General features: G+C 67.4%; 25 protein-coding genes and 1 pseudogene. 6 read left to right on the top strand and 20 right to left on the bottom strand.

Annotated features, from left to right (window positions below):
• The first annotated feature begins 222 nt into the window (after positions 1–222).
• Positions 223–783, top strand: a complete 561-nt coding sequence (locus tag K3G64_RS00335; protein WP_238884841.1) for a hypothetical protein — start codon at positions 223–225, stop codon at positions 781–783.
• An 11-nt stretch (positions 784–794) separates the two neighbouring features.
• Positions 795–1,325, top strand: coding sequence for a hypothetical protein (locus K3G64_RS00330; protein ID WP_214395792.1), 531 nt, complete (start codon positions 795–797; stop codon positions 1,323–1,325).
• 238 nt (positions 1,326–1,563) lie between these two features.
• On the opposite strand, the gene K3G64_RS00325 is transcribed toward K3G64_RS00330, so the two are convergent.
• The 13 genes from K3G64_RS00325 to K3G64_RS00265 form a co-directional block, all read right to left on the bottom strand.
• A complete protein-coding gene (locus tag K3G64_RS00325) occupies positions 1,564–1,884 on the bottom strand; it encodes a hypothetical protein (protein ID WP_238884840.1) in 321 nt (106 codons plus the stop codon).
• Positions 1,885–2,213: 329 nt separating this feature from the next.
• Complete coding sequence (locus K3G64_RS00320; protein WP_214395790.1) at positions 2,214–2,999, bottom strand: deazapurine DNA modification protein DpdA family protein; 786 nt, start codon at positions 2,997–2,999, stop codon at positions 2,214–2,216.
• An 88-nt stretch (positions 3,000–3,087) separates the two neighbouring features.
• Positions 3,088–4,590 carry a DNA cytosine methyltransferase gene (locus tag K3G64_RS00315; RefSeq protein ID WP_214396346.1) on the bottom strand — a complete coding sequence of 501 codons (1,503 nt, stop codon included), beginning with the start codon at positions 4,588–4,590 and terminating at the stop codon, positions 3,088–3,090.
• Between the two features lie 51 nt (positions 4,591–4,641).
• Positions 4,642–4,884, bottom strand: coding sequence for a hypothetical protein (locus K3G64_RS00310; RefSeq protein ID WP_214390523.1), 243 nt, complete (start codon positions 4,882–4,884; stop codon positions 4,642–4,644).
• A gap of 132 nt (positions 4,885–5,016) precedes the next feature.
• The gene (locus K3G64_RS00305; RefSeq protein ID WP_214390522.1) at positions 5,017–5,307 is read right to left on the bottom strand and encodes a hypothetical protein; all 291 of its coding nucleotides are present in this window, start codon (positions 5,305–5,307) and stop codon (positions 5,017–5,019) included.
• A 32-nt stretch (positions 5,308–5,339) separates the two neighbouring features.
• Positions 5,340–5,882, bottom strand: a complete 543-nt coding sequence (locus K3G64_RS00300; RefSeq protein ID WP_238884839.1) for a hypothetical protein — start codon at positions 5,880–5,882, stop codon at positions 5,340–5,342.
• Positions 5,867–6,175, bottom strand: a complete 309-nt coding sequence (locus K3G64_RS00295) for a glutaredoxin family protein (RefSeq protein WP_238884838.1) — start codon at positions 6,173–6,175, stop codon at positions 5,867–5,869. The genes K3G64_RS00300 and K3G64_RS00295 overlap by 16 nt, the downstream gene beginning before the upstream one ends.
• Positions 6,172–6,723 carry a hypothetical protein gene (locus tag K3G64_RS00290; RefSeq protein WP_214390520.1) on the bottom strand — a complete coding sequence of 184 codons (552 nt, stop codon included), beginning with the start codon at positions 6,721–6,723 and terminating at the stop codon, positions 6,172–6,174. Before K3G64_RS00290 ends, K3G64_RS00295 begins: the two co-directional genes overlap by 4 nt.
• A gap of 88 nt (positions 6,724–6,811) precedes the next feature.
• Entirely contained in the window at positions 6,812–7,168 is a 357-nt protein-coding gene (locus K3G64_RS00285) for a hypothetical protein (RefSeq protein WP_214395867.1), read from the bottom strand.
• A gap of 194 nt (positions 7,169–7,362) precedes the next feature.
• Positions 7,363–7,872, bottom strand: coding sequence for a hypothetical protein (locus K3G64_RS00280; RefSeq protein WP_214395866.1), 510 nt, complete (start codon positions 7,870–7,872; stop codon positions 7,363–7,365).
• Positions 7,873–7,927: 55 nt separating this feature from the next.
• Positions 7,928–8,368: a hypothetical protein gene (locus K3G64_RS00275; protein WP_238884837.1), complete on the bottom strand. Its 441-nt coding sequence runs from the start codon at positions 8,366–8,368 to the stop codon at positions 7,928–7,930.
• 22 nt (positions 8,369–8,390) lie between these two features.
• Positions 8,391–8,786, bottom strand: a complete 396-nt coding sequence (locus tag K3G64_RS00270) for a hypothetical protein (protein WP_214390513.1) — start codon at positions 8,784–8,786, stop codon at positions 8,391–8,393.
• Between the two features lie 26 nt (positions 8,787–8,812).
• Positions 8,813–9,685, bottom strand: coding sequence for a phosphoadenosine phosphosulfate reductase domain-containing protein (locus tag K3G64_RS00265; RefSeq protein ID WP_238884836.1), 873 nt, complete (start codon positions 9,683–9,685; stop codon positions 8,813–8,815).
• A gap of 398 nt (positions 9,686–10,083) precedes the next feature.
• Here K3G64_RS00265 and K3G64_RS00260 point away from each other — a divergent pair, with 398 nt between their 5' ends.
• Positions 10,084–10,965, top strand: a complete 882-nt coding sequence (locus K3G64_RS00260; protein ID WP_238884835.1) for a hypothetical protein — start codon at positions 10,084–10,086, stop codon at positions 10,963–10,965.
• A 275-nt stretch (positions 10,966–11,240) separates the two neighbouring features.
• Here K3G64_RS00260 and K3G64_RS00255 read toward each other — a convergent pair whose 3' ends face one another.
• Together K3G64_RS00255 and K3G64_RS00250 are read right to left on the bottom strand one after the other, a co-directional pair.
• Entirely contained in the window at positions 11,241–11,666 is a 426-nt protein-coding gene (locus tag K3G64_RS00255; RefSeq protein WP_214390510.1) for a hypothetical protein, read from the bottom strand.
• Positions 11,667–11,839: 173 nt separating this feature from the next.
• Positions 11,840–13,048 (bottom strand): RNA-guided endonuclease InsQ/TnpB family protein, encoded by a 1,209-nt coding sequence (locus tag K3G64_RS00250; RefSeq protein ID WP_370646922.1) that lies wholly within the window; start codon positions 13,046–13,048, stop codon positions 11,840–11,842.
• 29 nt (positions 13,049–13,077) lie between these two features.
• Here K3G64_RS00250 and tnpA point away from each other — a divergent pair.
• Positions 13,078–13,456, top strand: a pseudogene (tnpA, locus tag K3G64_RS00245) (IS200/IS605 family transposase).
• Between the two features lie 77 nt (positions 13,457–13,533).
• Here the strand turns inward: tnpA and K3G64_RS00240 are convergent.
• A complete protein-coding gene (locus tag K3G64_RS00240; protein ID WP_214395861.1) occupies positions 13,534–13,800 on the bottom strand; it encodes a helix-turn-helix domain-containing protein in 267 nt (88 codons plus the stop codon).
• A gap of 100 nt (positions 13,801–13,900) precedes the next feature.
• Between K3G64_RS00240 and K3G64_RS00235 the strand changes: the two genes are divergently transcribed.
• The gene (locus K3G64_RS00235) at positions 13,901–14,197 is read left to right on the top strand and encodes a hypothetical protein (RefSeq protein ID WP_214395859.1); all 297 of its coding nucleotides are present in this window, start codon (positions 13,901–13,903) and stop codon (positions 14,195–14,197) included.
• A 10-nt stretch (positions 14,198–14,207) separates the two neighbouring features.
• Here the strand turns inward: K3G64_RS00235 and K3G64_RS00230 are convergent, their stop codons facing one another.
• The 3 genes from K3G64_RS00230 to K3G64_RS00220 form a co-directional block, all read right to left on the bottom strand.
• Positions 14,208–14,969, bottom strand: coding sequence for a Fic/DOC family protein (locus K3G64_RS00230; RefSeq protein WP_214395858.1), 762 nt, complete (start codon positions 14,967–14,969; stop codon positions 14,208–14,210).
• A gap of 4 nt (positions 14,970–14,973) precedes the next feature.
• A complete protein-coding gene (locus tag K3G64_RS00225) occupies positions 14,974–15,165 on the bottom strand; it encodes an antitoxin VbhA family protein (RefSeq protein WP_232491353.1) in 192 nt (63 codons plus the stop codon).
• Positions 15,166–15,338: 173 nt separating this feature from the next.
• Positions 15,339–15,980: a thermonuclease family protein gene (locus tag K3G64_RS00220; protein ID WP_214395857.1), complete on the bottom strand. Its 642-nt coding sequence runs from the start codon at positions 15,978–15,980 to the stop codon at positions 15,339–15,341.
• 80 nt (positions 15,981–16,060) lie between these two features.
• Here K3G64_RS00220 and K3G64_RS00215 point away from each other — a divergent pair, with 80 nt between their 5' ends.
• A complete protein-coding gene (locus K3G64_RS00215; RefSeq protein WP_238884831.1) occupies positions 16,061–16,516 on the top strand; it encodes a hypothetical protein in 456 nt (151 codons plus the stop codon).
• Positions 16,517–16,556: 40 nt separating this feature from the next.
• On the opposite strand, the gene K3G64_RS00210 is transcribed toward K3G64_RS00215, so the two are convergent.
• On the bottom strand, positions 16,557–17,165 hold the full coding sequence (locus tag K3G64_RS00210; RefSeq protein ID WP_238884829.1) for a protein kinase: 609 nt from the start codon (positions 17,163–17,165) through the stop codon (positions 16,557–16,559).
• Between the last annotated feature and the right edge of the window lie 121 nt (positions 17,166–17,286).

Here is a 17,286-nt window from a genome sequence, read left to right as displayed (position 1 = left end):
CGCTAGGCAGCGTTGATGACGATCCCAAGGCCCGCACGCCCCCGACCTCGTTACCGTTCCGTGACCTGAGTGCAAGAGGTGTGTGGGACAAAACGGGGGCTGGAAGGTGAAGGTGCTGGTGGGACTGGGTGTGAGCTGAAAGTGGAGTGGGGTAGGCCGTGATGAGGGCAGGGGGAGTTGGAAGGGTGATTACGTCAGCAGGGCTGGTTAAAGTCCGCAAACATGGGCAAAGCAACGACGAAATCAGGGAATCTGCAACGGGCTTTGGAGGCGCGGCATCGCGCGAATGCGGAGCGGGAGGCGCGGGAGCGTGCGATTGTGCAGTCGCTCAAGGAGTTTCTCGACGAGCTGGACAAGCTCGAGCACACCGAGCAGGCCGCGGCCAAGGACGAAGAGGCGGCGCTGGCCAGGGCCGCCGAGCGGATCGCCCGGATCGAGCGGGAGTTGAACGAACGGCTGGAGCGGATTCGGCGTAGCGCCGAGGAGAAGGCGACGGCGATTCGGCTGGCGGCCGGGGCGGCGGCAAAGGTATTGCGGGCCAACGGCGAAACGATCGCCGGTATCGCTGCGCAGAGTGGCCAGACGCAGGCGCGGGTGCGAGAACTGTTGCGTCTGGCCGAGAGTGAACAGCACGAGGCCGGCGGCCAGGCACCGCGTGCCGAGCATGAGGATGTGACGGTCGCAGACGGCGGCGTGGATAGTGCTGCGCCGGGTGGTGACACGGCGCAGCAGAGTGGTGACACGGCCGTGGTGGATCCAGCCACCACGGCGCTGAGCGCCTGACGATCAGTCGGATGAGACAGGGCCGCGAGTTGGTCGTCGACCCGGTGCGTCATGCCAGCGAGATCGCTCAGTTCTTCTCACACGTGGTGCGCGGTCCTGGGCAACAGGACTGCTGGCTGTGGACGGGCGCCATCGGGACAGATGGATACGGGCGCTTCGCATTGCGGCGCGGCGGCTGGCGGCACGCAGTGATGGTGCGGCCGCCGCGCTACGCGCTTGCGCACGCACAGGCGGGGGAACCGCTACAGGGGGATGTGCGCGCGCTGCACGAATGTGATGTCACATTGTGCGTGCGCGTGGTGACCGCGGAGGAGATTCGTGCCGGGGTGCGCGCACACGTGATCGCGGGCACCCAGCAGGAGAACATGGAGCAGATGGTGGCGCGGGGCCGCGGCGGTGGCCGGCCGGCGGTGATCGCGCGGGGCGCGGGTGTGAGAGCCAGACGGGAGCGGGCGTTAGCGCTGCGAGAGGCGGTGCGGTCGGGCTGGGATGCGGCCGCAGTGGAGGCGGCGATGCTCGGAGCGCAGCCACGGTTGTGGTGAGCGGCAACGGTTGTTGAGTGACGGGTGCGGAGTTCGACTCCGCACCCGTCACAGTTTTGTGGGTCATGGGTCGTTGGATGGTGGAGAGGCCGGCTCGGCCGTAGGTCGGCCGCAGGGAAATGGGCGATGGCGGGCCGTGCAGCGGTACTCGTGGTCGTACGCGGCGGGCTCTTCGTTGGGTGGGCAAGAAATGAGCTGGCCCGCCCTTGGGTGAGGACGGGCCAGCTCGGTGGATGGGTTAGGCGTCGGGATCTGCGCTGGTTTGGGCGATGATCGCTTCGGCGTCGGCGAAGTAGTAGCCGGCGTACTGCATTTCCGAGGGTGTGGAGGTGGGATCGCAGAGGACCTCGGCGGCGTAGTCGCGGGCGGCCAGCGCGTATTGGCGGCGGCGGTGGTCGTCGTCGGCGTTGATGGCGGTGTGGATGTCGGCGCGGGCCAGGGCCAGTGACAGGCGGGTGCTGTGGGCGGCCGGGTGCACGATCGCGGCGCCGGGATGGTTGGTCGGGTCGTGGGCGGTGTTGTTCGACGGGTCCGTGGTCGCGGTGGCGATGCTGGTCATGATGTGTGCTCCGTTCGGGTTGGTGATGCGGTGCGCCGGTTAGCGCTGGGGTGCGGCCAATAGGTCGAGGGTGGGCGGTCAACCCCGGAGAGTCCGCGCCGGGCGCAGCGGGGTTTTCGGCCCGCGAGCGGGAGCGAGCTTGATTGGGCCGAAAAGGTCACTCGGCCCGCGTAGCCCGGTGTGGGCGTGGGTTGACCGGTCGGGCCCCCGGGCCGATTAGGCTGGGCACCCCTGCTGACGGGTGAGGGTGAGGGGCTACGGACGCGCCCGCCGTCAGGCGGGCATCCGGCGCCCGCCAGGGCGACGGCGACGCACAATAAGGGTAGGCGTCAAGCCGCATCGAACAAGCTCATCTGTCCGGAGGGGCGCACGGTGAGGATGCGTTGGCGCCAGGCCAGGGCGTAAGGCAGGCAGTTGTTGCACGAGGCGTGGGTGTGGCCGGGCAGCGGATCGCTCATCCGCGCTGCCCAACTCCACGCCATGGAATCGGCGCTGAGGACTCTGTGGCCGTAGCGCTTGAGACCCGAAAGCTTCAGCCCGTAGGCGTGGAGTGGGATCTCGGGGTCGTGGCGCTGGATGGTCGACAGGATGACGTCGATCTCGGCGCTGGCCTGGCGTCGGCACATGGTGCCGACGCCGACGAGGAAGCACTGCGACAGATCGACGCCGGCGGCGTAGTACATGTCGACGCAGCGCCGATAGTCGTCAGCTGACCATCCCTGTAGGACCGGCACGTAGGGCACGTCGAAGTCGGGGCCGGGCCAGAGGTCTTGCAGTTCTTGGAAGTTGGCGATGGTGCGGCGCTGGTGCTCGCGCACGCTGAGCCCGGTGCGGGCGAGTTGTTCGGGTTCGCACATCCAGTCGCCGGGCGAGGCCCATTCGAGGTTTCCGATCTCTTGGTCGTAGCGCCAGACCGCGGCGTTGTAGTCGCGGGCGTTGGTGCGCCATTGGCCGTACATCGACAGTTCGGTGAAGCCACCGGAATCGAGTGCCCATCCGGTGAGCGCACGCGGGAAGCTCTTGCGGGTCGCCAATCGGCGGTGGGAGATGAACAGCGGGACGTTGGCTTGGCCGAGCCAACGCACCTCACTCGTTCCGAGATAGAAGTACTTCATTGGCGGTGGTCCTTCGGTTCTGTCGGTAGTCGGGGGTATGGGGCGGCGGACCCGGTGGGGGTGGGGGGAGCACCCCCACCGGGTGGCTTCAGGCGGCGGGTTGCAGCGTTTCGCCGGTGACGGTCTCGATGACCAGGCCCACGAGGTCGCGGGCGGCGGGCGGGGTGACGGCGTTGCCTGCCAGCCGCACCTGCTCGCGCCTGGTGCCGACCATGCGGTAGTGGCTAGGGAAGTCCATCGCGGCGGTGATCTCGCGGGGCTCCAGCATCCGGAAGTAGACATCGTTGATGTCGATGACCGGCGGCGGTGTGGGGACCGGGCCGCGGTTGAGCAATCCGTGTCGTTCGAGGGTGGTGACTGTGGGCAGCGGATGGTCGACGGTGCTGTTGCCGCCGGATCCGTAGAAGCTCGTGATGAGGGGGCGGGTGCGGTCGGCGTAGACCAGGCCGTGGTGGTTGCCGGAGGCGGTGACGGTGGCCAGCGGCTCGGACACCGCGCGGGCGTCGCTGGATCCGCCGCGCAGTTCGGCGACGAAGGCGGGGAAGGCGATGCCGTCGTTCTCGCGGGTGGTGCGGGTCGGGATCGGCTCGCTGGTGGGGATGGCCTCGGTGCGCCAGGTGCCGCCGGTCGGGACCAGCAGGCCGGTCTCGTTGCGGGTCGTCATGGTGCGGGCGGGCTGATCGACGGGGACGGCGGTCTTGCCGTCGCGTCCCTCGACTGGGACCAGCATCGGGGTCCAGAACCGTTCGATTCCGGCGGCGATGCGGGCCATTGTCTTGTCGGCCAGCGGGCGCGTGCGGTCGCCGATGCGGGTGCCGGTCAGAGACCAGTCGATGATCTCGGCGGCGGGCCGGAACAGCGGCTCCACGATCTGGTTGCGGCAGGCGGTGTTAGGGCACCGGTAGACGTACTGGGAGCGGTACTTGCCCCACTTGGGGCGGTCCTGACGCTTGAACACCTGCATCGCACGGATCGGGCCGCACTCGGGGCAGACCGCGTGTGGGGACACCAGCCGCGACACATCGGGGCGGGGGTCTGCGGCGCGGGTGAATACCGCGTAGAACCGGTCGCGGGACTGCGGCGCGCCGGGCCCGAAAAGCTGGGCGTGCATGCTGTTGAGGTAGACGAGCTGCCCGGTGTAGCCGATGGATTCCATCGCCATGCGCCACGCCTGGAACGGCGGCCAGAACACCACATCGACAACGTTCTCGACGATGACCGCGAGGTACTGGTGGTACTCGGCGAAGCGGACGACATCCCACATGGTGGCGCGGGATCGTTCGGCGGCCTCCTCGGGCAGCGTCTCGCCGAACAGGTCGGGCTGGGCATCCTGGCGCTTCTTGCCTTGGGCGATGCTGTGCTTGGTGCAGCTCGGGCTGGCCCACAGCAGGTCGGTGTTGGGGAAGTACCGGGGGTCGATCTGCGACAGGTCGGCCTGGATGTGGTCGGCGTCGGGATGGTTGAGGCTGTGGGTCTCGATGGCTTTTGCCCAGTGATTGGCGGCTGTCTTGACCGTGACGTTGCCGAACGCGATTGCGCCCGTGGAGCTTCCACCGGCTCCGCAGAACAGGTCGGTGAGGGTGAGGGTCATCTGGACGGGCCTTTCTCGAGGGGGGTGCTGGAGCGGGTCGGGGTGGGTGGGTCAGAACGGGGCTGCGTCGGAGGCGATGGGGGCTCCGGGGCGTCGGCGGGGAAGGCAGTAGCGGCGGGCGTAGTCCCAGCGGGCGGCGATCTGTTCGGCGGTGGTCATGGCGTCGGCGTCGGCCTGGGCTTGGGCGTCGGCGATGGCGCCTTCGCAGTGGTCGCACAGGACGCCGAGGATGTGCAGGGTGTAGGTGATTCCGCCGTGGCCTTCGCGGATCGAGTGGCAGGTGCAGCTGCTCATCGCCGGTCCCTTCTTCCTGAGTGGATGGCTATAGCCTACCATGCATGGGTGGCCATAGGCAACCACCTAGAGCGGCTTCCCCTGTGGCGCAGTGTGTTTCGGGTGGCCGCGCGGCGGCTGCTGTTCAGGGGGTCAGCAGATCTCGCCTTGCAGCTCGGGCCCGATCTCGTTGCGTGGCTCCCATTGCTGTGTGGCCGGGTCGTACTGGCCGAGTGTGATGGTGGGGTGACCGGCTGCGGCGTCGTGGCGGATGTAGAGCGACCCGTAGAGGCGTCCGTTGATGCTCAGATAGAGGTTGCCTTCGTATGCGGCGGCGTCGAAGTCGCCGTACTCGTTTGCGGTGCCGAGGTCGAAGGTGATGGGCGTGGCGGTGCCTTGGTCGATTTCGACGATGGTGTGCGTGCGTGCCGGGGTGGGTGTCATCGCGGTGTCTCCTTTGGTCGGCAAGAAGGTTGTCAGCGCAGGGTGGCGAACAGGTCGAGCTGGACGCCGGCGGCGGGGTACAGGGCTTGGCGCAGCAGTGTTTCCGACCAGGTGCGCAGTTCGGCGGCGCGGTGGCGGTGCTCGGCGTCCTCGTCGGCGCTGGGGTGGTGGCGGGCGCAGGGCCCGCTGTGGGCGTTGGGGGCGGTGTGCGCGTAGGGGCAGTAGCACCATTCGCGGGTGCGCTCGCGCTCGGCACTGTGGGCGTCGAGGCATTGGCGAATCTCGGCGTGCAGGCCTGCGGGCAGGCTGCGGCCGAGCTTGCGGACCTGGGCGGCGGTGACTTTGACGCGCATCTTGTCGCGGCCGGGGCTGACGAATTTGTCTGCGACGGTCCAGTAGCTGGTCATCCAGTCCGGGGCGCCGTCGGGGGCGGTTGGGGCCGTGGCCCCTCCGGCCCGGGCGAGCAGAGCTTGCATTGCGTGGTCGTCGATCATGGCCTTTAGCAGCATGGTTCCGTTGGTCCTTGCGACGAAGGCGATCAGGTGGCGCTGTTCCTCGCTCAGAGTCGCGGGCATGACATCGCCTCTGCCGTCTGGCGGATCACCGCGTCGACGCGGTCGGGCCGGTGTCCGGCCCACGACTGCCCGTTTGCGATGACCACGGGCACGCTGCGGTAGCCGAGGTCCTCGAGGAGTTGTGCGGCTGCGGTGTCGACGGAGACGTCGATGGTGTCGATGCGCACGTCGGCTTTGTCGAACTGACGGGCGGTGGCGCGGCATTGCACGCATCCGGGCTTGGTGTAGAGGGTGATGGTCATCGCGGTTCCTCCGTCCTGGTTGTTGAGGTGGGTGGCGTGGATGTCGTTCACGGTTTGGAGCCCCGGTCGATGTCGCCTTCGGTGTAGGTGAAGGTGTTGCCCTGGCTGTCGCGCATCGCGTACCAGTAGTTGGCTTTGGACCAGGCTGTCGTCCAGTCGCTGCGCTCCCATCTCAGGACGTTCCACAGGTCGCGGTCGGCGCCGCCGGGGTGGAACGCCGCGCCAGCCTGGGGCCGGTAGAAGTGGTTGAGCACTGCGATGAGCGTGTCGACGGTGTCGGCCTCGGCGGCGATGGTGTCGAGGGCTGCGTGGTAGAGCGTCCAGTAGTCGCTGTCCAGCAGCGTCGAGTCGCACTCACCGCAGGTCTGGTTGAGGGCTTCGACGGCTGGAATCGGTGTTGGGAAGGCGTCGCTGGTCACTGCGGTGCGGTCGATGCCGCGGTCCTGAGCAACGACGTCGAGCACGTGTTCGGTGTCGTCGTACTCTGCGCCTTCGGTGATCGGCAGGATCGCCGCCTGGATACACGGCGGGCACAGCTGCCGCTCGTGGTAGCGGTAGGCGGGCACAGCGCGGGTGGTGATCGACTGCGGCTCCGACATCGGTGGCTCCTCTCGAGGGGTGGATGTCTATAGCCTACCATCTACGGGAGGGGATCGCCACCCATTAGCGTCGCGAATCCGCTGCGTATCAACCTTTTTGGAACAGTCCACGGAATGACAGGGGCGTGCGGCGACTGCGCGTGACTCGCGCTGAGACACGCTTCGGCAGGCGGGGCGTGGAGGCCTCATCGTGGCGAACGGGGTTGACGGTCAACCTGGCCACCGCTGCTCTCAATGCTTCGATCTCGGCGACCATCTCAGGAACGAGCGTGCGTGCCTCAACGACGAACCTCGCGTTCTCCTCTGCCTTGTCGTGGCTCTCGATGCGGAATCCCGGAGTGAAGTCACCGAGCCAGATGATCGGGTACCGTTCGTCGATCTCCCACGGCCCGTAGGTCACTGCGTGCAGGGCCGCCTTGGCGCGGGCCACGATGTCGTCGGGCATTTCTCCTCCTGTGCTTGCGTTGTGGGGCTGCGTCGGCGGTGGTGGCTGGTGGACGCTTGTCGGCTTGGCCTGGGTGCAGCACGGCCCTTCGCCGTCAGGCCGGGCCGGGCTGGGCTGACGGGTGGTTGACGTTGGGCGAGGTGCGGCCAGGCGTATACGTGCGGCACGGTGCCGGCGGCCCGGGCGCTGGTGGGTCAGGTGGTGTAGAGGTGGTCGCGGCGGTCGGCGCAGTCTCCGCAGTAGCCGTCGAAGCCTTCCCCGTCGTCGAGCGGGTTGGTGCAGCCGTCGGTGGAGCAGTGATCGCAGCGAGGGCAGAGCCGGTTGGGTCCGCGTAGGGGCAGGTCGCACAGGTCGCAGAACTCGGCGTCGGGCCAGGCTCGGTGGCAGGCGGCGGGGGCGTCGGGGTGGTCGAGGTCGATGAGCACGGTGGCGATGATGCGGAGTTCTTCGGGGGTGAGGGCGCGGCAGCGTGGGTCGGTGCTGGCGCCCAGGTACCAGGCGGTGCGGTCGGTCCAGATCCGCACGTAGGGGCCGGCGGTTCGGTTCTGCTCGGCGGCGGTGCGGGTGGGGTGGGTGCTGATGACGTCGTCGGCGCTGTTGACGATCGCCCAGCGGCGGGTGTCGAGCTTGCGGACGGTCCAGTCTTGTGGCGGGTTGCTGAAGTGGTAGCGCACGCTGTCGGCGAAGCGGTCGGAGACGGTCATGGTGGGTTCCTTTCTGCGGGTGGGCGTTTGGGTTTGTTGGGCTGTCGGTGTGGTCTCAGGTGCGGCGGATGTGCCATCCCAATGCGGTGGGCACGACCTGGCGGCGGGGGTAGGTGATGGGCAGCAGGTTGGTGTGCTGCCACTGCACGAGGACCCCGCGGTCGGTGACGGCCTCGACGGTGCCGGCGAGGCGGCCGACGCCGGGCTGGATGGCTGAGATGGCCTCGCCTGGGCGGGGCAGCGCGGGCCCGGTGTAGGCAAGGTCGGCGGGGTCTTCGCCGGTCAGGGCGCAGCGGGCGCCGATGTCGGGGACGAAGTGGGCGACCAGTTCGTCGGCGAGGTCGATGACGGCCTGTCGGCTGATGGCGCGGCTGATGTCGTCGGCACCGGCGGCTTCGGCTTCGTAGAGGTCGTCGCGGGCAACGAAGTAGGCGTTGAGCAGCTCGCACAGGGCGTCGCCGGGGATGGTGGGCAGGACTGGGGCGGGGGTGGTCATGGCGGGCTCCTTCCAGCGGGTTTCAGGCCGCGTTGACGTAGGCGTGTTCGGTGAACAGGACTGCTGCGGCGGTGTGCACGGGGCTGCCGGTGATGGCCAGGTAGAACTCGGGCCGTTCGTGCGGGCGGTACACGAGGCGGGTGGGCTGGTCGAGGGTGACCTCGCTGAGGCGGCCGACGATCCAGGCGTGGACCTCGCGGGCAGCGCCAGCGGCGATGCGCTGCTGGGCGGCGATCCGCACGTGCATGGCGCAGTCGAGCAGGCCGACGACCTGGGCGTGGGCGACGACGGTGCCCTTGTGCGGGCCGTCGAGCGCTTTGATCGACCAGGCACCTTTGTGGAGGTTTCTGTAGACGGCGACGCGGCGGCCGGCGTGGGGATCTCGCCCCTGCACGGGGTGAATGATGTTGGCGGTCATGGTCGGCTCCTGACTGGCCTGGGCGGTCATGCCCCGAGGGGGTGCAGGTCAGCAAGTGCGATGAATGCGCCCTGCTGGCCTGCTTGGGATTCGGCGATGATGTCGGCCATCGACAGGTCGGCGCGGAAGCGGTGCCCGGTCTCGGCTTCGACCTGGGCGTAGCGGCGGGCCAGCTCGGGGTTCAGGCGGGCTGAGCACACCAGGTCGGCGCGGGAGGCCAGGACGCAGAACCTGCACGACAGGCGCGACATGCCATCGATGTAGGCGCGGTGTGGGCGGGTGCCGGCGGCGCGGATGCGCTCCCAGACCTGGGTGGTGGACCAGTGGTGGATGGGATACCAGTCATCGACGCGGCGGCGTCCGTTGGAGGCGGCGGTGTTGGGGGAGTAGGCGAGTCGGCGGGCGCGGGCGCTGCTCTCCTCTGCGCGAAGGCCCATGACGTTGAGCAGGTGCACGGGGCGCCCGGTGATCTGGCCGCTGTCGCGCAGTTCGGCGACCAGCTTGGTCATCACCTTGCGGATCGGGCCGCGTTTCAAATCCGATGTGCACCATCGCTGGGAGGCGCTGGGCCACATTCCGCGCTGCTGAACGTGGTCCAGGATCGTGTAGAGGGCTCCGTCGCGTTCGCGTCGGGCCAGTTCGAATCGCAGGCCGTAGTGGGCGGCGTGCTCGGCGGCGAGTTCGGGCACCCCGTCCCATTCGGCCTCGCCCAGATCGGCGTGGACCACGACGACGCGGTGCAGCACTTCGGCCTGGCGGGCGGCGTGGACCACCACGTCGAGGCTGGCCTGGGAGTCCTTTCCAGCGCTGGAATTGACCAGAATCACGTCGTAGCAACGCAGGTCGGGCACGTCGCCGGTGGTCAGCGTTCCGGTGTGGCGTTCGATGGAAGCGGTCATGGGGGCTGCCGATCCTCTCTTACTGGGTGGCTTTAGCCTACCATAGATGGTAGGCTAAAGCCACCCAGTAAGAGAGGTTGGAGGTACCGATGTCCGGCACAGGCTCAACGGAATTGGAGCTTCCTGGGATCGACGACGGCGCTCAGCGGCCGTCAGTGGTCGTGTCCTACGGGCTTGGGTTGGACAGCACGTGCCTGTTGCTGCGGTGGTTGACCGAGCCGCAGACGCGGGACTTCGACCTGGCCGACATGGTGGTCGTGACCGCGATGACCGGTGACGAATTCGCGTCGACTGCACGCGATGTCGAGACCTACATCTTGCCGATCTTTCGCCGCCTTGGGATCCGTTACATCCAATGTGCGCGGTCGGAGCGGACCACCACGACCAGTGGGGACGGTGTGGTGATCCTGGACGATTCGACCTGCCCGCAGCGGCTGCACATCGACGGTGCCTACCGTCTGTCGACCGAAATGATCACTGCTGGAACGGTTCCCCAGCTCGGCGGAGCCCGCAAATGCTCGGTTCACGCCAAGGGATGGGCGCTCGATCCGGTGATCAGCAGGGTCACCGGCGGCCAGGCCTACCGGCACGTCATCGGTTTCGAGGCCGGTGAGCAGCGCCGGGCCGACAAGGACCGGCTGTACAACAACGCGCGGCGTACAGGGTGGTATCCGTTGATTGAGCTGGGGATGGATCGTCAGGCCTGTGCTGAGTATGTGCGGGCCAAGCTGGGCACGTCCTGGTCCAAAAGTTGCTGCACGTTCTGCGTCTATGCCATGTCGACGGCGGCGGGCCGGGCCAACATGGTGCAGCGCTACCGCGAGGAGCCGCTGGCCGGCGCGAAGGCGATGTTCATGGAGGCGGTGTCGCGTCGACTCAACGAACGCCAGACCCTCATCGCGGGAAGCAGTGTGGCCCAGATGATTTCCGAGGCCGGGCTGGTCGAGGTTGAGGTGGCCTTCCAGCGGCTGATGGATGAGACCGAGTTCGCAGTCTACGAGGTGCGCCGGGTCACCCCGGCTGGCCGCGACGGCCGTAAGGGCGTCACGGCGCGGTCGGTGCGCCGCCTGGCGTGCGGGTCACAAGCCGACATGAATGCCCACCTGGCCGAACTGCCTGGACGTCGCGACGTCGGCGCTGACCGTATCGTGCGGCATCGGCTTGCCGCGGCGGCGAACTGTGAGCACTTCTTCGTCGTCGCTCCGGCGGTGGTCGACGACAAGCAGCGCCCGTCGTTCGAGACCCTCTGGGCGCAGGCCAACAGCGAATCCCTGTTCTGATTGACCCACGCCGCGCCGAAGGGCGGGGCCTGCCTCAGCGGCGCACCGCCTTTCGGCAGCTGGTCTCGTCCATGCCCACGTGTGAGGATCGGGGCACGGCCCGCAAAGCGGCGTGTCATGCGGCGCCGGGCGCGGCGGGCCTGGGTGCAGACCGCCCCTCACACCACCGACGGGATTGCCTGCGGGCGGCTGGACGGCGCTGTCGGCGCGGATGTGCGGACAAGGTGGGAAAAGGTGTGCCGGCGTTGAGCGGGCGAAGATCCCGGCCCGGGCAGCTAACCGGTTCGCAGGATGTCGGTGACGCGCCACTGCACCGCGGCCCAGTCCTCGGTGGGGAGGGCGTCGACCTCGGGCGACCACCCGGTGTCGGCGTCGATCTGGTAGCGCAGCTCGCTGAAGCAGACGACCTGGCGGATGGTGTGCTGGCTGACCAGGGTGTCGATCTGGCTGACAACCTGGCGTGCAAGCCGGTCGATCGCCAGCCAGTAGTCCACGGGCCGGCCGGTCTCGCGGTGCAGGTCGATGTGGCGCAGCAGGTGGTGGCCGACGAAGGTCTTGCCGTTGGTGTAGCGGACCCGGGCCAAGGGCTGCCGGTCGGACGGGGAGACGGCGGCGTGGGGCTTGACTGCGGCGACGTACACCTCGTCGCTGGCGGGGGCGGCCTGCCGGGAATCGGGTGGGTTGTAGTCGAACGGGTTCATGGCGGCACCGCTCCTTCTATCCGGTGGACGCTGCGCACCGGGGTGTGCGGCAGTTGGTGCCGGCGGGTGGGTGTGCTGCTGTCCATGGTCGATCTTTACCACCAGGCTCTGACATCGGTGACTTCGCTTTGACGTGCTCCCCGGACTGAAGTCCGGGGATTCCCGTTGGCGGCTTACGCCGCTGTTGGGGTGCTTCCTGTTTCAACGCCCACTGCCGCAACGAGTTGCGGTCTTACACGGGCTCCACAGGCGTTTAGTCTCTCTGCCCGCCCGGCAGCGAGAATGATCTTGGCGGCGTTGAAGTCGCGGTCGTGGGGCACCTGGCATGCCGGGCACACCCACATGCGGATCTGCAGCGGCAATTCGTCGAGCACGTGCCCACACCCCGGTGTTGAGCACGTTTTGCTCGACGCCAACCACCGCGACACCGCGTGCACTGTGCGCCCGTAGTGGTCGGCTTTTTCGCCGATGATCTTCACGAACTGGCCCCACCCGGCATCGCTGATTACGCGTGCGAGTCGGCGGTTGCGGACCATCCCAGCGATGTTGAGGTCCTCGACGTGGATCACTTGATTCTCGCGAACCAGCGCCAAAGCCTGCTTGTGGTGATAGTCCCGCCGCGCACGGGCGACCTGATTGTGAGCGATGGCGACCTTGCGCCTGGTCTTGGCCCTGTTGGCTGATCCTTTCTGCCGGCGGGCTTTCTCCCGCTCCAATCGGCGCAGCTTGCGTAGTTTGCGGCCCAGATGCTTCGGGTTGGCGACGTCGATTCGATGGTCGTCGGTGGTGGCGACCGTGGCCAGGCGAGCGATCCCGACATCCACGCCGGCTTCCCGGTCGACCACGGGCAGCGGTGTGGCCGCGACGTCGACGACGAAGCTGGCGTAGAAATGCCCGTCGGGTTCCCGGATGATCGTGACCGAAGAGGGCGTCGACGGCAGCTCGCGTGACCAGCGCACCGCGACGTCGCCGACCTTGGCCACGAACAACCGGCCGTTGTCGCGGATCGAGAAGCCGTTGCGAGTGAGCCGGAACGACTGCCGGTGATCCTTGCGGGATTTGAACCGTGGGCGCCCCAGCCTGCGGCCCTTGCGTTTCCCGGTGGCCGAGTCGAAGAAGTTGCGCCACGCCCGTCGGGAATCGTTGACCGACTGCACCAACGCGACACTGGGCACCTCGGCCAGCCAGGCCCGTTCCTCGGTCCTCTTCGCGACGGTGATGACCCGACGCTGGATCTCGCTGTCGGACAGCTTGACCCCGGCCCGGTAGGCCTCATCGCGCACCCGCAACGCGTCGTTGAACACCACCCGCGTGCATCCGAACACCCGCGCCAACATCTCCTGCTGGGCCGGTGTCGGTTCAATGCGATACCGATAACGCATCTGCACACCCACGACTGTAAAGGCCACCTGTGACAACACAGTCCTACCGACGCGCCCGCCACAGCGTTTCCTTGCTCCACGCCCACCTGGTGTTCGTGACCAAATACCGCCGTGCGGTCCTTGCGCGGCGTGTGCGACGAGCTCGGCGCCGATCTAGTCAAGTTCAACAGTGAAGCCGACCACGTCCACCTCTTGGTCGCCTACCCGCCCGCGCTGGCGATCTCCACTCTGGTGCAGCGCCTCAAAGGCCGCACCGCGTACGCGGTCCGCCGCGAACTCACCGGCGCCTGTGTCCGTGCGGAAATGCGCGGGCACCTCTGGTCGCCGTCCTATTTCGCCGTCTCCTGCGGAGGTGCACCACTGTCGATCATCAAGCAGTACATCGACGGACAAGCCCGACCACTCTGACCGCCGGGCTACACCCGGCAACACACGGGATGGGCTCACCCCGGACTAAAGTCCGAGGCTTGCGCCCAAGAACCCGGTCAGACGCCGTGGGTGAGCTTTTCGATGGTGGTGTCGAGGGCGTCGGCGAGTTTGGCGAGGAAGACGAGGGTGGCCGCGCGGTTGCCTTGCTCGACGTGGCGCAGAAACACCCGGTCGACACCGGCCTTCTCGGCCAGTGCCCGCTGCGACATGCCCAGTTTTTCGCGGCGGGCCACGATGTTGGCCCCGACGATGGGCAGGACGCGTTGGGCCACCGAGGTGTCGGGGTCGGAGCTGGACTTGGCGCCGGTCGCGGTGGCGGGCATGGGTGCGGTTCCTTCGGGTCGATGAGGTAGACCTGTTGTGTTGAGCCTACCCCAGTGCGGGTGGCTAAATCCACCCAATGATCGTGGGACGGTGCGGGACATGAGCGACAGTGCGGCATCGGATGCCGGCGCCGGTGATACGAGCGCCGAGGTGATACTGACCGACGGTGTTCCGTTGCGCCGCAACGGTGATGGAAGCTGGTCGGAGCCGCCGTATCCGGCGGTGTGCGCCAACGGGCACGAGCTAGGTCCGCATCGCGTCACGATCGGGGTGAGCCACTGCCTATGCGGGATTCTGCACCGCACCGCCCAGTGCAACCAGTGTGGGGCGACCTACTACCTGCCTCGCCCGACCGACCGCTGTGAGTCCACGGCGCTCGATGGCCGCCACGGGTAAGCCTGGCCGGTCAGAGGTGCAGTCCTCCGGGGCCTGCACGGCGCTGGGAGGCGTCGCGCAGCGAGTCGACCCACCGTAGTTCACGCTCACTGAGCTGTTCGGACTCACGCTCGCGCACGGTGTCAAGCAGCAGCGCGATGAGCCGCCCGTACCCTGCGGTGGCGTGTCCGTGAAAGCGGGCGCCGATGAACTCTTCCCGGCGATTGAACAGCTCCTGGCCGTCAAGCTCGTAGCCGTATTTGCGGCAGACTTGGTGGAACAGGATGGTCTGGCTTCGGGTGTTGCCTTCACGGAACGGGTGGATGTTGTCGAGCCCGCCCCAGGAGGTGGCTATGAGGGGGATGAAGGTGTGCGGGGCCTGTTTCCGCGGGTCACGCAATTCGAAGTCGAGCATGGTGAACTGGGAGGCCGCGCGGTTGGCGACCTCCGGGCCCGGGCGATAGTGGTACTTGACCCACGGTGCGGTGCGGTCGTCGGGAGCGAAGTTGACGACGTCGCGCCACTGCTTGGTCATACCGAACTTCGGCACGGTGCGGGGTGTGCCCGCCCAGTCGTAGACGTCACCGAAAATTTTGCGGTGCACCCCGCAGTAGTAGTCGAGGTCGATCACGTCGGGCTGGTTGTCCTCGGTGATGATCTCGGCCATGCGGACCAGGCTGATTCGCGTTTCCGCCTCGCGCAGTTTCCAACTGTCTTTGATGTTGAGGCGATTCCTCAGAACCCCTGGCGCATCGGGCCAGAAGTAGTCCTCCCACTGGTTGTAGGACGCCAAGGTGCTATTCGGCGGGCTGACCGAACTCCGCGATGACCTCGGCGACGGCCTCGTCGTAGGTCAGTTCGCCGCGGCCGATTCGGTCGAGGAGGTCACGCGCGCCGGGCGAGACTTCGTGTTCGGCCAGGCCGGTTGCCGCCACGGCGATGGACACGGCCTCGTCGTGGGTGGGTGGGCGCTTTGGCGCGGTGGTCATGGTGCTCATTGTAGGTGCTCCCCTCGGAGTCGGCCCGCACTGAAAAGCCCGGCGTTGGCGCTGGTGGCAGCGGGTGGTCAACTGTGTCCATCATACCCGAAGCGGGAGGCTATCGCCTACCGTTTCAACGCCTTCGGCGATGACGCCTGGCCTGCGGATCGCAAGCACCGCGGTCAGTTACCGCTCGTGTCGCCGTTGCACGTTGTTGGTGACCACAGTCCTCGTTCCTGTTGCGCTGCGGCGGTTTCGGCGTTCTGGAAACTGCGCTGGTAGCGGTAGGGCGTGGAGTAGGTGTACTCGTTGGCGTATCCCTCGGCGATGAGGTCGAGGTTGATCAGGCGGCCGTCGAGTGTCCAGACGTAGGCCAGGCGGCGGCCGTAGCGGTCGATGCTGTCTTGGCTGGGGTCGTCCTCGAGGTACACCGACTGTCCGGTGAGGGCGCGCTTGGTGAAGTCGGAGGCCTCTTGGGCGAAGCACTCGACCGGAGAGCGGGGGTCGAGCAATTCAGGGGTGTCCACGCCGATCAGCCTGATCTTGGTCTCACCGTCGCCGGTTGTGACCCACAGGGTGTCGCCGTCGACCACGCGGGACACCGGCACGGGCCCGGTGAGCGTGTCCGCGGGCGGCTGGGCGGGGTAGTCGGTGCCGTCGGCCGGCGACTGCCCCGCGACGGAGGGCATCTGACATCCCGCCAGCAAGGCGGTGCCGACGAGTCCGGCGAAAATGCGCAGGCGGCGGGGCGAGTTGAGTACAGCAGTCCGTGGTGTGGTGGTGCGTGAGTGCACAGCGTGTGACGATCGCTCCTGACTGTCCATACGAGTCAGAATAGTTCATTGTTACGCATTTCGAGAACAGTTCGTGAACACATTGAGCGCGCTGGTGTTAGCGTCTGGGTATGGCCCGTCTCGTATTGCACAGTGTGCGGGGATTCCCGGTGACGGACTTCGCCGCGCACCTGCCCCTGCAGCTGCGGGTGACCGGACGGCTGCGTTCGACGGTGCCGGGCCGGTACTGGTTCTGCAAGGTTCAGCCAGCCGTGGTGTGCGCGCTGGGCGAGGGCGTCGAGCGCGATCACATCCATCCTGACCTGCTCAGCGAGGACCGCGGTTCGGTCACCGTCTCGGCGGTGGTGCTCACCCCGGCCGCGGGCAATCGGGTCCTGCAGTCAGGGATTGTGGACTTTCCAGTGCATGTGGCGGCGGTGCTGGACCCTGCTGTGGGGGTATCGGGGGAGATGGACCCCGAGCGGGTGGGGTATCTGGGGTGCGCACTCGTTGATGACGCTGACGTGGCCACGACCAGCCAGACTGTGCTGGAGCAGCAGGTTCGAGCGCTGCCCACCCGCTGGTGATCCGGAGTCTGCTCGCAGCGTTCAGAGGCGACGACCGCGATCAGGAGTGTCTGGACCACCAGTCGTAGAGCTGGGGGAGCGTTGGGCCGCCTTCACTGGATTCAATGCTGGCAAGCAGTCGCTCGCTGTCGATGGTCCAGCCGATCCGGGGATGTCCCTGTGACGTGGTGCCGCACACCAGAGTGCCGACAGGCACGTCGGGTGCTGCGCTACGGCGCCACGGGCCGGGGGATTGGTAGTTGCCGGGACAGACGAGAACTGTTGTGCCACTGATGAACTCGTCGAGTGCGGCGGCTAGGGCATGGGCGTCCTGGTAGAGGGTGAATCGCGAGGAGGTGTTCGGCGCGTCGATGTTCGGACCACAGTCAGCGGCGCTGTGATTGTCAGTGGGAACCGGCGTGCACGTCCCGGGTGGGTAGCCGGTTGGGATTAACGACGCAAGCCGGGGATCGAGCTGAGCAGGCACCGCGACAGTCGGGGAGGGGGAGGCCTGGTCGTCTAAGAGAGCGGGCTGGTCGGTGGTGCTGCGCTCGGGCCAGAAGACCACGGCGGCCGCGGCGACGGCTGCAACCGCACCGGCGGCGACCAGCCAACGCCGGCGGTGTCCTGACTGGTTCGCGGCACGGGGTCGGGGTACGACGTCGATCACGGTGGGCGAGGAAGGACCTTTGGGTTGCGGCGGTGTTTCCGTCGAAGGTCGCGGCGGATCGTAGGGCGCGGGCTGTTCCCCAGGCGCCCAGGTGAAGAACTGACTTAGGGCTGGCAACGGG

This window comes from Mycobacterium sp. IDR2000157661, from assembly GCF_022317005.1.
In the GTDB taxonomy this organism is placed as follows: domain Bacteria; phylum Actinomycetota; class Actinomycetes; order Mycobacteriales; family Mycobacteriaceae; genus Mycobacterium.
This window is presented reverse-complemented; position numbering and strand designations above follow the sequence as displayed.

Excerpts from the sequence above, each read along its gene's own strand:
- K3G64_RS00335 (WP_238884841.1), top strand. The coding sequence starts at position 223 with ATGGGCAAAGCAACGACGAAATCAGGGAATCTGCAACGGGCTTTGGAG.
- K3G64_RS00330 (WP_214395792.1), top strand. The coding sequence starts at position 795 with ATGAGACAGGGCCGCGAGTTGGTCGTCGACCCGGTGCGTCATGCCAGC.
- K3G64_RS00325 (WP_238884840.1), bottom strand. The coding sequence starts at position 1,884 with ATGACCAGCATCGCCACCGCGACCACGGACCCGTCGAACAACACCGCC.
- K3G64_RS00320 (WP_214395790.1), bottom strand. The coding sequence starts at position 2,999 with ATGAAGTACTTCTATCTCGGAACGAGTGAGGTGCGTTGGCTCGGCCAA.
- K3G64_RS00315 (WP_214396346.1), bottom strand. The coding sequence starts at position 4,590 with ATGACCCTCACCCTCACCGACCTGTTCTGCGGAGCCGGTGGAAGCTCC.
- K3G64_RS00310 (WP_214390523.1), bottom strand. The coding sequence starts at position 4,884 with ATGAGCAGCTGCACCTGCCACTCGATCCGCGAAGGCCACGGCGGAATC.
- K3G64_RS00305 (WP_214390522.1), bottom strand. The coding sequence starts at position 5,307 with ATGACACCCACCCCGGCACGCACGCACACCATCGTCGAAATCGACCAA.
- K3G64_RS00300 (WP_238884839.1), bottom strand. The coding sequence starts at position 5,882 with ATGCCCGCGACTCTGAGCGAGGAACAGCGCCACCTGATCGCCTTCGTC.
- K3G64_RS00290 (WP_214390520.1), bottom strand. The coding sequence starts at position 6,723 with ATGTCGGAGCCGCAGTCGATCACCACCCGCGCTGTGCCCGCCTACCGC.
- K3G64_RS00285 (WP_214395867.1), bottom strand. The coding sequence starts at position 7,168 with ATGCCCGACGACATCGTGGCCCGCGCCAAGGCGGCCCTGCACGCAGTG.
- K3G64_RS00280 (WP_214395866.1), bottom strand. The coding sequence starts at position 7,872 with ATGACCGTCTCCGACCGCTTCGCCGACAGCGTGCGCTACCACTTCAGC.
- K3G64_RS00275 (WP_238884837.1), bottom strand. The coding sequence starts at position 8,368 with ATGACCACCCCCGCCCCAGTCCTGCCCACCATCCCCGGCGACGCCCTG.
- K3G64_RS00270 (WP_214390513.1), bottom strand. The coding sequence starts at position 8,786 with ATGACCGCCAACATCATTCACCCCGTGCAGGGGCGAGATCCCCACGCC.
- K3G64_RS00265 (WP_238884836.1), bottom strand. The coding sequence starts at position 9,685 with ATGACCGCTTCCATCGAACGCCACACCGGAACGCTGACCACCGGCGAC.
- K3G64_RS00255 (WP_214390510.1), bottom strand. The coding sequence starts at position 11,666 with ATGAACCCGTTCGACTACAACCCACCCGATTCCCGGCAGGCCGCCCCC.
- K3G64_RS00250 (WP_370646922.1), bottom strand. The coding sequence starts at position 13,048 with ATGCGTTATCGGTATCGCATTGAACCGACACCGGCCCAGCAGGAGATG.
- K3G64_RS00240 (WP_214395861.1), bottom strand. The coding sequence starts at position 13,800 with ATGCCCGCCACCGCGACCGGCGCCAAGTCCAGCTCCGACCCCGACACC.
- K3G64_RS00235 (WP_214395859.1), top strand. The coding sequence starts at position 13,901 with ATGAGCGACAGTGCGGCATCGGATGCCGGCGCCGGTGATACGAGCGCC.
- K3G64_RS00225 (WP_232491353.1), bottom strand. The coding sequence starts at position 15,165 with ATGACCACCGCGCCAAAGCGCCCACCCACCCACGACGAGGCCGTGTCC.
- K3G64_RS00220 (WP_214395857.1), bottom strand. The coding sequence starts at position 15,980 with ATGGACAGTCAGGAGCGATCGTCACACGCTGTGCACTCACGCACCACC.
- K3G64_RS00215 (WP_238884831.1), top strand. The coding sequence starts at position 16,061 with ATGGCCCGTCTCGTATTGCACAGTGTGCGGGGATTCCCGGTGACGGAC.